The sequence below is a fragment of the Thermoclostridium stercorarium subsp. stercorarium DSM 8532 genome (assembly GCF_000331995.1).
In the GTDB taxonomy this organism is placed as follows: domain Bacteria; phylum Bacillota; class Clostridia; order DSM-8532; family DSM-8532; genus Thermoclostridium; species Thermoclostridium stercorarium.
Genome location: NC_020134.1, coordinates 2,033,875 through 2,046,903, shown reverse-complemented (window position 1 = coordinate 2,046,903; position 13,029 = coordinate 2,033,875). Strand labels below are relative to the sequence as shown.

The window sequence follows — 13,029 nt, the reverse complement described above, 5'->3', positions numbered from 1 at the left end:
CATCCCGATTAGAAAAACTAATGGTGTTGATTTTGAAAAACAATACCATTAGTTTTTTTGCAAAATCAGGGTTTATTTTTTCAAAGATCACGCAAAACAGTATGTATAATGGCAAAGACCGACTGAAAGGCTGAATTTCAGTTTGTCGCCGGACAAATATCCCGGCAAGAGGGGGAAAGGGATTAAATGACGTAATCCTCCACCGGTGGAAGTATTCTGCTTAAAAACTGTTTTGTTCTTTCCTCGTGTGGATTGGTGAATATCTCTTCGGGCGGCCCCTCCTCAACAACAACCCCGCCGGCCATGAATACAATGTGATTGGCGACATCCCGGGCAAAAGACATTTCATGGGTTACTACAAGCATGGTTACACCTTCTCCGGCCAGCTGTTTCATAACCGCAAGCACTTCGCCCGTAAGTTCAGGGTCAAGGGCGGAAGTGGGCTCGTCAAACAATATTACATCCGGATTGACGGCGATTGCCCTCGCAATTGCTACTCTCTGCTGCTGTCCGCCTGAAAGTTTGGAAGGGTAATAATCCTCCCGGTCCGAAAGCCCCACTTTGTTCAAGGCTCTTTTTGCAATTTCAATGGCTTCGGCCTTTGGTACTTTCCTTGCCACGATCAAACCTTCAGTAACATTTTCAAGAGCGGTTTTGTTGTTAAAAAGATTGAAACTTTGGAATACAAATGCCGTTTTTTTTCGTATTCTTGAAATCTCGGATGAAGACGCTGTCCTGACATTCACATGCATGCCGTCAAGGATTATTTCTCCTTTATCGGCCCGTTCGAGAAAATTAATGCAGCGGAGAAGAGTGGTTTTTCCGGAACCGCTGGGGCCCAGAATAACAACCACATCGCCCTTGTTCACTTTTATGCTGACACCTTTCAGAACCTCATTATTATTAAAGGATTTATGTATGTCAATTAATTCGAGCATGATTCAGCCTCCGGTTTTTTTGTTTTTTGTTGCTTTTTATTTCGTTCCCGCCGTGGTCCCGGCAAGGGTTTTATAAGAACCAAAACGTTTTTCAAGCATTGAAAAAAGCAGCTGGATCAGTGAACATAAAATAATATAGATGAACAGAATGTCCAGATAGGCTTCAATATAGTTATAACCGTATGAAGCCGCAATTTTTGCAATGGCTGTGATGTCTTTTACCGTCATCATGAAGGCAAGGGAGGTTCCCTTGATCAAATTGATTGTAAGATTGCAGATATTGGGAATTGCCGTAACCAGGGCCTGCGGAATTATTATCCTGACATAGGCCTGGACGGCGGACATTCCGATGGAAAGCGCAGCCTCCAGCTGTCCCTTATTTACGGTCAGAAGGGCGGAACGGAATATTTCGGAAAGCCCGGCGCATGTGTTAATTGAAAAAACTATGTAGGCGTAAATGATTGGGTTTATGTCAAATACGTTAATATTCCATCCGATGCCTTTGGCTATTGAGTTAAACAGGCTCGGAAGCAGGCTGTAAATAATCAGAATCTGCAAAACAACAGGTGTGCCTCTGATAAATGAAACATATGCGGACACTAATTGTTTTATGATTTTTATGTTATAGATTTTCGAGACGGCCATAAAAAATGCAACCGGCGTTGATATTATAAGAGCAACTGCGGTAATGCTAAGAGTCACGGGGATACCGGAAAGCGCCTGGAAAAACGTTTCTATCATAAATTTGACATCCAGTTCCATACGGTGCACCTCCTATTCCGTCAGGCTTCTTTTACCTCTCAAAAGGGATTTTTCCAGAACGCTGAAAGTCTTTTCAATAACAAGCGTAAGGCACCAGTATATCAAAGCAAGGGCAATATATGTTTCCAGGGCATAGGCGCCGAAATTTCTTGAAATAATTAACGAGCCTCTGCCCATTATATCAACCAGCCCGATTGTAAAAGCCAAAGCTCCGTCTTTCATCAGGTTTATTAAAAGATTGCAAAAATTCGGCAGAGCCACGGCGGTTGCCTGGGGAAGCATGATTCTGTAAAATGCCTGAAAAGGACTTAAGCCTATGCTGACTGCGGCTTCCCACTGGCCTTTGTCAACAGACTCGTAGGCTGACCGCATGATTTCTGAAATAGTTGCCCCGTAAAGCAGTGTATATGTTACAAGAACGAAAACGCCTTTATTAACGTTATTGATGTCTATGCCGGCGGTGGAAAGCAGAAGTTCGGGCAGGCCATAGTAAACAATAAACAGCAGAACAATCGGAGGGGTGCAGCGCATCACGCCAATATAAGCGTCGGCCAGGATCTTTGAAATTTTTCCCCCTGATATTTTGGCTCTTGCCAGGACAAATCCCAGCAAAGAGCCGAAGATAACGGAGCCTACAAGCATTAAAACTGTTACGGGAAAGGATGTAAGCAATTCAAAAAATACTTTCGGAATATAGAGGGGACTAAATGGTCTCATAACAATCTGCCTTCTTTACTGTCAAAATTATTTGTCAATGTATTTGAAAATGTCTTCGCCGAAATATTTCTGGGATAATTCCGAAATAACACCGTCTTTTCTGAGCTGTTCAACAGCTTCATCATAGGCGTCTGCCAACGCCTGATCGTTTTTGTTGAACAAAGGATATGTCGGAATGGCTCTATACGGCACATATGCAAGTTTATCGGCAAAATCCCGGTATGGGGCATTTTCAGCCAGAACATTGTTATAAAAGCTTAATTTTATGTCAAAATACGCGTCATATCTTCTTTCAAGGACCCATGTATATGCATCGGAAATATTGAAAACTTCCGAAGCAACAAGGTTTACCTGATTGTCGGGATGGGTTCTGTTGTATTCCTCCACTATGGCCCACTGGGCGTTTTGCGGCGCAATGGGAACAAGTTTGCCGCTGTATTTTGCAAATGATTCCATATCGGTGATTTTGTCGGCGTCTTCAGCTCGTATGGTTAAACCTATTATACTTGCCGTGTCAAAACCTCCAATGACTGCCCTGCCGCCAAAAAGTTTTTTACCTTCCGCAAGGCTTATGCCTTCCACATTCACGGCCCAATTTATAACTTTTGCATTGTAATGCACATAAAGGTTCAAATCGTTACGGCTTCCTTCGTATCCGCAAATGTGCAGAATGTTGTTTTCACTGTGTCTGTTCGCCGTTTCCAGCACAATAAGCTCTGACGGCGCAATCACTTCATTGTAAAGCTCGGGGGTGATGCGGGAATCCTGAACGTTCTGTACGCTTAAATAAATTCCGTCGGCTTTTCCTTCGGTTATGACTCTTCGCGCCAATGTGGAAAGATCTTCCGCTATCGTGTTTAATGCGTGTTTGACGGCGTCTTTGTTCTGCATTGTAAGATCGGCAAGAACCTTGTCTCTGTTTCCCGTTTTTTCATAGAGCATTTTAAAATATGTAGCAGGAGCAAAAATATTATAAAATGTAAGAACTTCGTCACCGAAAGAATCTGTTAAAGTTCTGACCAGTCCGACCTGTTTTTCAATCCAGGGGTGTTCAGGACCTATCGGTTTTAGATCCAGTAATTTTTCAGGAGATTCTATATTGAATAAAACCGGGTTCGGATACTCAAAAAAACCGTCACTCATGATTTTGACAAAGTCAGGCCTGAATTTGGCAACAAACTTTTTATGACCTTCAATGTTTTTACGGATGATATCCGGATTTCTGAGCCCTTCGGTAAATTCACCGCTGTCTGCGAAATGGAACCAGAAACCGACAGGAACTCTTTCCACGGGTTTATTGTTGAATGCGTCAAGTACCAACTGCCTTTTTGACATGCCAGATTCTCCTTCCGTTTTATTTGCGAATGTTTTATTGGTGTATTATCAGGCGTCAGGGGCAACAGATCTCATGTCTGCTTTTATCGCTTAAATAACAGTAATTTACATGATTTTCTTTCATAAAAATGCTCCTTTTTAAATTCATATTATTCATATATGAATTTATAACATTATATAGCATGGTAGCTGGACTTTGTCAATTATTTTTTTTATTAAAAATATATGAATACTATGTATTTAGTTATGAAATATTTTACCGGAGACTGTTGAGTAATGTCAGCAGAAACAGAAAGGACAACTTGAGTTGAATGAAGCGGGAATGACGCCTTCCCGCAATGATGTATGAAGGCGTAAAAAAGAGAAAATTCATTTAAAATCGGTTCAAGCATAGTTTCCTGGAATTGTGAATTTATTTCAAGGCTAATTTATTATTTTTTTGCAAATCATACTATATCTACTTGTCTGATTTGGTTTAATAGTGCTATATTGTTGACATTGAAAGATACGAGGAGGAAAAATTCATGGAGTTCTTAAGCAATCTCGGACCGTTTATTCTGGCAGTAGTGGCTGTAATCATCAATGGCGTGCCGCAGCTTCTTTATGCACAGGCGCGTGGTTTTGCTTTAAAGCCTGCGGGTTTTGCCTATTTAATCGGGGGATTTGGCAATCTTATCACAGGCTCGGTAACACCGATTTCCGCCCAGGCTGAAACCATCACCGTTGCCAGTGTTAAAAAGAATTTAAGGGATAATGTCAGCTCCATTCTTCTTGCAGCGGTATTCATGATTATTATTTCTGCTTTCGGAGGCGTTACGAAAATTTCCGAATTTGCGGGCGTGGCGGTTATTTCCGGAATGATGAGCGGAGTCGGGCTAATCTTGGCCGGTGTGTCGCTGGATATGTTTAACCAGGATAAACGCACTTCGCTGGTATCAATCGTTACGGCCATTGCGGCCTATGCTGTTTTTTACAACAGCCCGAACAAGGTTGTCTGGACAATTTTTATTTCTGTTGTGGCGTCAACCGCGGACTTTTTGCTGTTGCAAAAACGCAGAGTGGACATAGCCGCGTCGGTCGAAGAAGGCCGGGAATATATGCGAATGAGCAGTGAATGGCGCTTTTGGAAAAAAGAGTACTGGAAAGACTTTAAACTCATTAAGCCCAGAATTAACGTAAATGTTATTCTTGGGGCGTTAAGCCTGGTTATGCTTAACATAGGCGCCAATATATCCTTTGGAGGCATAACCGCAAGCATTGCGGGAACAAGCCAAAATTACGACCACCTTTCCATTATCAACTCTCTGGCTGACTTCCCCAGTGCCTTATTCGGGGGGCCGCCGATTGAAGCCATAATATCAGGTACTGCCGGAGCTCCGTGGCCTGTGGCGTGTGGTATAGTTTTCATGTTTACTACGGGTATTTTGATTTTGGCAGGCCTGATTGACAGGCTGGGAAAATATCTTCCAAGCCAGAGTATTGCGGGTTTCTTACTTGTAATCGGCTTTGCACTTACTTTCGCCCCCAATTTGAGTGCTGTGGCAGGCTCGGAAAATCCGATGAGCGGTTATATTGCGATGGGAGTGACAGCCTGGTCAAAAAATCCCTTCATTGGCATGGTGGTGGGTATTTTGGTTCGCTATTTCGCTCAATACGTAGGTTTAATATGAAAATATTTAACTAAGCTTGTGGAAAGGGATGATGAAATGCTCGGTTCAAAATGGCCTCCGTTCTGGAAAATACGCATAGACGAAGAACTTGAAGTTGAGTTGCCCCTTGTTGACATTGGGGACGGGTTTTATATATATTCCTTTGATATGACAGGCGAGTCAAAGTGGAACAGACATGCTGCAAAGGCGCTGTCTAAAAAACTGGCGGCATACAGTTTTGACGGGTTTGTTACGGTACAGACCAAGTCCTCGGGACTTTGCCAGGAACTGGCGAGGGATATGGACTGTTACCTTGAGCTGCGCAAATCCCGCAAACCTTTTATGCAGGAGCCAAAGCATGTGACGGTTAAGTCCATAACCACGCATGGTGAACAGGAATTGTGGGTAGGCAGGGAAAAATACGAACGGTTTCGGGGCAAAAAACTGTGTTTTGTCGATGATGTGGTGTCTACAGGCGGAACGGTGGACGCGGCTTTAATGATGGCGCAGGAAATCGGTTTTGAAATTTCGGTAATTGCCTGTGTTTTAACCGAGGGCGAAAAAAGAAGCAATTATAGAGGAATTCCGCTGGTATCCCTCGGACATATTCCGCTGCCGGGTAAAATTTCCGACAGTGAATAGAAATTGAAAAACTTAATGAAATCAACCCGTCAATATGAATTAAAATACTCTCTTTCGGGCAGATACGTTTATAAACGAAAGAGAGTATTTTTATTTTTATAAAGCGGTATTATTTTAATTTTCAGCGTTTGTCGCGAAAAGTCATTCCGGATGATTTATTATTCCGAAATACTCATATTGTCTGCGTCATGTGACGGTTGTAAAATAATAAGTGCCGAATTTAACCGGGAGGGATAAGCATGAAATATATTGTTGCTGTCAATGCCAGTCCGAGGACTAACTGGAATACAGCCAAACTGGTGGAGGCCGCGGCAAGGGGAGCCAGGGAAGCGGGGGCTGACGCTGAAGTCATTCACCTTTATAAGCTTGAGCCTTTTAAAGGATGTATTTCATGTTTCCGTTGCAAACTGCCTGAAAGTTTTGGCAGATGCGCCGTTAAGGACGGTTTAACTGAGGTATTGGGTAAAATCCGTAAAGCCGACGGTCTTATCCTCGGCTCACCGAATTATCTGTCTGAAATGACGGCAGGATTCAGAGCCCTTTATGAGCGGCTGGTATTCCAGTCATTGACCTATAACAAAGAACGGCCTAACTGCAACGAACACATGATTCCCGTCCTTCTAATCCATACCAGTAACTGTGACGAAAGCTATTACGACAAAATAGGCTATACAGTCATGCTTGACAGATATAAACAGACGCTGGAACGCTTTGTCGGACCGACAAAAGTCATGATCTGCGGGAACACTTTGCAGGTTGATGATTACAGCAAATACGACTGGACAGTTTTTGATCCGGAAGAGAAAAAATCCCGCCATGAAAAGGTGTTCCCGTTGAAATTAAAAGAAGCCTATGAGCTGGGAGCAAGCCTTGTTTGAATTTAACAATTACGCGAAGCGTTCATATTTCCCAGCCAAAGGCGACAAAAAGCAGGCTATTTTATTTAGTTTCTGCAAATTTTATTTCAAGCAGTCTATGGTACAAATTCCAATTATTGAATACAATAATTTTCAATTCTTCAACGGCGCGGGTTACAATCTGATATAGCATTCCTTTGGCGCTGTAATAACCGTCCTCAGCCTCCAACTCCCCGTTTTCTCCATAATAGAAATGATTGTCGATAAATGATACCACTTTCGGAAATTCCTGCCCGATGACATTATGTGCGTTTATGGGACATATATCGGCTAAATACTCGTAAGGATCACTGTTAGATTTAAAAGTGGTATATGTTATGGGCGTCCAATTATTTTTTCTTAAGAAATTTACGTAATTCTTCATATCATCCAAATTCTTGAAATATTCAATTGTTATACAATCGTAATCCAAATTACTATAACAACTTCCCGGTTTGAACAAGTTGTTTATAAAAGACGCTATTTTATTGTTTGTACGCACATTCGACGATAGATGTTTTTCCGAAAGCCGAACTTCTGGATATTTACCTCTTAAATATTCAGCTATATCTTTTCCTTCATTTTTATGTAAAAACTGTTTTTTATCATAAGAAAATATAATAGGTATTTCATTTTCTATGGATTTTTTCAATATTATTTCCAATTGGGAGTCCCTGATTCTCTGAGCCTCGTCAACAAATAAAACCGAGCAATTGTCTAAACAGGTGTCAACAAACTTTTCATCAACGTCCTTAATGGGATATATGTTCCAATCGTATTTAACTTTGAGCAGATTATGCCCTAAGTTTAAATTCCCGCAGTGGATAATTAAAGGGGTCAGCCCGTTGGAGATCATTTCTTTGGCAATATCATATATCAACAGCGTTTTTCCGGTGCCTGCGTTTGCGGATAAACAGAAATATGTAAAGGGGGTGTTTCCCAATTCGGCTTTTATTTCATCTTTGATTTTCTGCTGTGCGTTTGTCAGAAAATATTCTCCGTTAATAAACTTATCGGTGGAATTAAAAGGCGAGATAAGATATTTTGACGGGAGGAATTCTTTATCCGGGTCTGTACTGTAATCAACAAACTGATTTTTTATGCATTGGGCGATGACATCAGTTTGGATTTTAGTAATGGAATCGGAAGTAATATCATATTCATAAAAACCATTGTTGTCAACAAAACAGAAAATTCTAACAGGCCGGCTTAAAAACTTTAAATAATAGTAATTTTTTTTCATTTGTTTAACAATTTTAGTTTCATTAAACTCGCTTTTCAACTCTATATTGATTATGTTGTCATTCCCAAATCGCAACAAATCAAATTCTTTTCCTATCTGCGGTATTGAGTATCCGACAAAATATCCGTCAAGATCGGCACTGTTACAACCAAAAGAAGTTATTTCCTCACAGAACGAACGAAGATTACTGATTTCATGGCTTTTCAATTTCCGGAACCTTTTGTCTGTTGCACAGTTCTCATCAAGGGCAGCTTCACCTTGATATACGGAAACCAGATAAGACGGTCTCAAAAATCCACCCTCCCCTTGGTCTTTCGTGCTTTAAAACTTTGCTTTCGCCTATTGTAGATAGCTGTTCATAGCACACAGATTTTAATAATTTTATTAAACCTGTAATATTCATACTTTGTGTAAGTTATACTTATGTTGTAACAAAACAATTGTAATAATGCAATAATAAAGATGTGCGTATTTATCATTACCTTATAGGTTTAAAAATAGAAATACTTTTTTGAATGACAAATAGTCGTTCTTCTTACTTTTATAATGGCTAAAGTCGTTGTTGGTAATGCTTGCTCAGTCTTAAAATGCAATTTTTAAACCTGTCTGTTTCGTAGTGTAAGGCATTTATTCCCGTATACTACGGTTCGTTTAAAAATTTATGTTTCATCGGTTTAATTATGTGGAAAATAGGGTATAAGCATTTTTTCGGCTTTTAACGTGGTAAATTGTTATTAAATGGATGTTTAATGTCAAAGTCAAAAGAAAGGGGATATGATGACAGCGGAGTTCAAGGTGTTCGATGGTATCTCGTTGATTTTACGGAATGCTGAAATTCACAAATTTGATTCCTATTCTTCCTATCCTTCGGGCTTTGTTGAGATTGTGTACTGTAAAGACGGAAGAATTGAATATGCTTTGAAAAACATGGTCATTTACTTGAAAAAAGGAGATCTGGGGATTATACAAGGAAGCGGAAGAGAATTGTTTATATGTTATCCTACAAGGCATTACCAGGGAGTATCTGTGATAATTGATCTTGCAACAGTGCCTGATAATTTAGCCTCATATTTGGACGGAGTGGATGTCAGCATAAACAAGATAACAAATAAAATCTGCAGATGTAAAAACTATTATGTAATGCAGGCCACAAAACGCCTCGAAGCGGTATTTGAAGAACTTATTGATGAAGTACCTGAAAATTATAAAACAGGTTATTACAGGGTAAAAATACTGGAATTATTAATGCTTTTGTCAGGCATAGACTCGGAATGTTCAAAACACCATGAGCAGTGTTGCTCACGGGAACAGGCCGAACTTATAAGGAAGGTTTGCGACTATATCAGGGAGAATGTACATGTTCGTTTAACCATTGAAGAGATTGCAAAGCAATTTCATATTTCATCCAGCCAGCTGAAAAAATGTTTTCATTGCGTGTGCGGAACACCGGTCTATTCTTTCATACGAAGTTACAAAATGCAGCTTGCGGCTAAGGATTTGAAGGATACCAATCTATCCGTAACCGAAATTGCAGCATCCTACGGGTATGAAAACAGCAGTAAATTTGCCAATGCTTTTAAAGCCGTTATGGGAATGTCACCCAGTGAATACAGAAAAGAAATGAGAAGGCAGAGTGCCTTTTTGGAATTAATCGGATGAAATAAACCTTTATAAAGTTAATTGCATTTGGGACGTAGCGAGTACTTTCACGCTACGTCGTTTTTTATGTTTACGCTTCTTGTCCCATAAAGACACTTAAGCCTTTTTATAAACTCCCCGTATAAGCGATTTGGAATTTATTTTTAATAAGGAATGTCTTTTTGGAGTAACAAATTTATTTTTTGGAGTAGAAAAGAAATCTACCCGCAAGTAAAATAAAGTCTGTCCGGAAAACCAGCTGGTAAATGTAATTGAGGCATTATTAGCCGCACGGTGAAAATTTTTGCCCGTATCGGGAATGTTTATTTTAATCTACGGCTGCTTGCAGCTGCCGGAAAGGAGAGGCACTTTGAATGACTTAATTAAGAAAAACCTTTCAACGTTCGTACTGGCTGCCGTGTTGTTAGTTCTGTCGGTGTGGTCCCTGTTCATAGGCGTTTTGAATTTGGACATTTCAGGGATATTTAAAGGCGACGTGAAACAAATTGAGTTACTGCTGATTTCAAGGCTTCCCCGACTGCTTGCGATTATTTGCACGGGGGTTGGCATGAGTGTCGCAGGGCTTATAATGCAGCAGCTTTGCATGAATAAATTTGTGTCGCCGACGACCGGAGCAACCATTTCATCAGCGCAGTTCGGAATCCTTATCGCCCTTTTGTTCATGCCTTCATCAACCCTGTGGAGCAGAGCTTTGTTCGCGTTTGCCACTGCGATAATAGGTACATGGGTGTTTATCGGTTTCATACAACGAATAAGGTTCAAGGATCCGATTATGGTACCGCTGGTCGGTGTTATGTTTGGGAATATCATAAACGGAATTACCAGTTTTCTGGCGTATAAGTACAATATGACACAGGCGCTGTCCTCGTGGCTTGTCGGGCATTTTTCGATGGTGCTCCGCGGCAGGTATGAAATAGTGTATCTGGTGGTACCTCTTGTAATTCTTGCGTTTGTTTACGCCAATCATTTCAACATTGTTGGAATGGGGAGGGATTTTTCCGAAAACCTTGGCGTTAATTACAACCTGGTTCTATTTATGGGACTTACGATAGCCTCGATGATTACCGCTTCGGTTGTGGTTGTCGTTGGCGCCATATCCTATATCGGCCTTATTGTTCCGAATCTGGTCGCGATGTTTAAAGGCGACAAAATCAGGGGTACGCTTATTGACACGGCTCTGTTCGGCGCAATTTTCGTTCTGGTTTGTGACATGCTGGCACGTGTACTGATAGCACCTTACGAGTTACCCATTGAGCTAATTATAGGAATAGCAGGAAGCGTTGTTTATATTGTATTACTGTTCTACCGGCTTAAGCACGGACGAAAGGCGATAAAACTTTGGAAAGCCAAAAACGTGGAAGGTCGGGAAGGGGGAAAGAAGTGTGAAACAACAAGCTTTAAATCGGTCGGTGAACCGTCCTTCCGCCGATAAAAAACTGTTGTTAATATTTTTCCTGGCATTGTCGGCATTGATTTTATATATGTTTGTGAATGTACGATTTGACAATCCAAAGCTGTTCCGTTATTCGATGAAAATTCGGTCGCCGAAGCTTGCGGCAATGGTTGTTACCGCGGTGGCGATGGGAGCTGCGTCGATTGTATTCCAGTCGATCATTAACAACAGAATAGTAACTCCATGCCTGCTTGGCATGAATTCTTTATACACATTGATTCATACTGCCGTGTATTTCTTTTTCGGTGCTGGAAATATCATTGTGTCAAATTCAAATTTATTTTTCGCCGTTGATTTAGTTGTAATGGGGATTACGGCCACTTTTATATATGGTTACTTATTCAAAAAAACAAAATATAATGTGCTTTACGTCATTTTGGTAGGAACGGTGCTTACCTCCTTTTTCTCAAGCATTCAGAACACATTGGTAAGGGTCATGGACCCCAATTCCTATGACAGTTTGTTGAACAGTCTGATAGCCAGTTTCAGCAACATAAATACCGAGATAATAATTTTTTCGGTAATGGTGCTTACCGCACTGGCGTTCATCCTGCGCAAAGAATTGGCACTGCTTGATGTTATCGGTCTGGGGAAAGAACAGGCGATAAATCTGGGAATTGATTACGACAGGTGCATTAAAAGGCTGTTAATAGGCGTCACTGTATGCATTGCGGTGGCGACGGCGATGGTGGGGCCGATATCATTCATTGGATTGATTATCGCCAATCTCACCAGACAGCTTTTGAAAACCTATCGCCACAGGCAGTTGATCCTTGGTTCGGCAATGTTTGGAATAATTGTGCTTGTGGGCGGGCAGTTGATTGTTGAACAGGTGTTTACCTATTCGGTGCCCATAGGTGTAATTATCTCCACAGCCGGCGGCGTTTATTTCCTATATCTTTTGCTAGCGAACAGGAGGGTTTGAATGATCATCGATAAAATTACAAAAAAATATGGCGGTAAAAAAGTGGTGGATGAAGTAAGTTTCGAAATACCGAAAGGAAGAGTCACCGCGCTTATAGGTCCCAACGGAGCGGGTAAAAGCACCGTAATGGGAATGATATCAAGGTTAATCGCAAGGGACGGCGGAGAAGTAAATTTTGAAGGAAAAGACATTTCCAGGTGGAAGAGCAGGGAACTGGCGAAAAAGCTTGCCATTCTCACCCAAAGCAATAACATTCAGATGAAGCTTACGGTTGAAGAGCTGGTTTCTTTCGGGCGATTTCCGTATTCCGGGAGCCACCTAACAGCCGAGGACAGAAAAATCGTCGACAGAGCCATTAAATATATGGAGCTGGAAGAGTTTCGAGACAGATTTATTGATGAATTGTCCGGCGGCCAGCGGCAAAGGGCTTATATAGCCATGGTTATAGCTCAGGATACTGAGTATGTGTTGCTTGATGAGCCTACCAACAATCTGGATATATACCACGCTACAAACATGATGAAAATTGCCCGCCGACTTTGCGATGAGCTGGGCAAAACGGTAATAATGGTGCTTCATGAAATAAACTATGCCGCATTTTATTCAGACTACATCTGTGCCTTCAAAAACGGAAAAATAGTCAAGTTCGGCACAGTCAGGGAAGTAATGACGAAAGAAACTCTTTCAAAGATATACGATGTTGATTTTGAAATAATGGAAATAGAGGGGAAACCCCTGTCCATATACTATTAGTCCCGCCTTTAATTATAATTTCTTAAAACTCTTTCAAAAAAATTATAGTGAAGGAGC

The 13,029-nt window shown here is 41.0% G+C and carries 12 protein-coding genes; 7 read left to right on the top strand and 5 right to left on the bottom strand.

Annotation, left to right across the window (positions count from 1 at the left end; translation table 11 throughout):
- Window positions 1-182: 182 nt before the first annotated feature.
- From CST_RS08760 to CST_RS08745, 4 genes are read right to left on the bottom strand one after another with little or no spacing between them, the layout of a single operon-like run.
- Entirely contained in the window at window positions 183-938 is a 756-nt protein-coding gene (locus CST_RS08760) for an amino acid ABC transporter ATP-binding protein (protein ID WP_015359527.1), read from the bottom strand.
- A gap of 36 nt (window positions 939-974) precedes the next feature.
- Window positions 975-1,700: an amino acid ABC transporter permease gene (locus CST_RS08755; protein ID WP_015359526.1), complete on the bottom strand. Its 726-nt coding sequence runs from the start codon at window positions 1,698-1,700 to the stop codon at window positions 975-977.
- Window positions 1,701-1,712: 12 nt separating this feature from the next.
- The gene (locus CST_RS08750; protein WP_015359525.1) at window positions 1,713-2,417 is read right to left on the bottom strand and encodes an amino acid ABC transporter permease; all 705 of its coding nucleotides are present in this window, start codon (window positions 2,415-2,417) and stop codon (window positions 1,713-1,715) included.
- Window positions 2,418-2,444: 27 nt separating this feature from the next.
- On the bottom strand, window positions 2,445-3,752 hold the full coding sequence (locus tag CST_RS08745) for a uroporphyrinogen decarboxylase family protein (protein WP_015359524.1): 1,308 nt from the start codon (window positions 3,750-3,752) through the stop codon (window positions 2,445-2,447).
- Window positions 3,753-4,276: 524 nt separating this feature from the next.
- Between CST_RS08745 and CST_RS08740 the strand changes: the two genes are divergently transcribed.
- The 3 genes from CST_RS08740 to CST_RS08730 all read left to right on the top strand — a co-directional run bounded on the left by CST_RS08740 (window position 4,277) and on the right by CST_RS08730 (window position 6,921).
- The gene (locus CST_RS08740) at window positions 4,277-5,422 is read left to right on the top strand and encodes a solute carrier family 23 protein (RefSeq protein ID WP_015359523.1); all 1,146 of its coding nucleotides are present in this window, start codon (window positions 4,277-4,279) and stop codon (window positions 5,420-5,422) included.
- An 18-nt stretch (window positions 5,423-5,440) separates the two neighbouring features.
- Window positions 5,441-6,043, top strand: a complete 603-nt coding sequence (locus tag CST_RS08735; protein ID WP_242823543.1) for a phosphoribosyltransferase family protein — start codon at window positions 5,441-5,443, stop codon at window positions 6,041-6,043.
- A 239-nt stretch (window positions 6,044-6,282) separates the two neighbouring features.
- Window positions 6,283-6,921, top strand: coding sequence for a flavodoxin family protein (locus CST_RS08730; RefSeq protein ID WP_015359521.1), 639 nt, complete (start codon window positions 6,283-6,285; stop codon window positions 6,919-6,921).
- 61 nt (window positions 6,922-6,982) lie between these two features.
- Here CST_RS08730 and CST_RS08725 read toward each other — a convergent pair whose 3' ends face one another.
- The gene (locus tag CST_RS08725; RefSeq protein WP_015359520.1) at window positions 6,983-8,473 is read right to left on the bottom strand and encodes a DNA/RNA helicase domain-containing protein; all 1,491 of its coding nucleotides are present in this window, start codon (window positions 8,471-8,473) and stop codon (window positions 6,983-6,985) included.
- A 483-nt stretch (window positions 8,474-8,956) separates the two neighbouring features.
- Between CST_RS08725 and CST_RS08720 the strand changes: the two genes are divergently transcribed.
- The 4 genes from CST_RS08720 (at window position 8,957) to CST_RS08705 (ending at window position 12,972) form a co-directional block, all read left to right on the top strand.
- On the top strand, window positions 8,957-9,841 hold the full coding sequence (locus CST_RS08720) for an AraC family transcriptional regulator (protein WP_237266320.1): 885 nt from the start codon (window positions 8,957-8,959) through the stop codon (window positions 9,839-9,841).
- Between the two features lie 349 nt (window positions 9,842-10,190).
- Window positions 10,191-11,273: an ABC transporter permease gene (locus CST_RS08715; protein ID WP_015485057.1), complete on the top strand. Its 1,083-nt coding sequence runs from the start codon at window positions 10,191-10,193 to the stop codon at window positions 11,271-11,273.
- Complete coding sequence (locus CST_RS08710) at window positions 11,224-12,219, top strand: iron chelate uptake ABC transporter family permease subunit (protein ID WP_015359517.1); 996 nt, start codon at window positions 11,224-11,226, stop codon at window positions 12,217-12,219. Before CST_RS08715 ends, CST_RS08710 begins: the two co-directional genes overlap by 50 nt.
- Window positions 12,220-12,972, top strand: coding sequence for an iron ABC transporter ATP-binding protein (locus CST_RS08705; RefSeq protein WP_015359516.1), 753 nt, complete (start codon window positions 12,220-12,222; stop codon window positions 12,970-12,972).
- Window positions 12,973-13,029 lie beyond the last annotated feature (57 nt).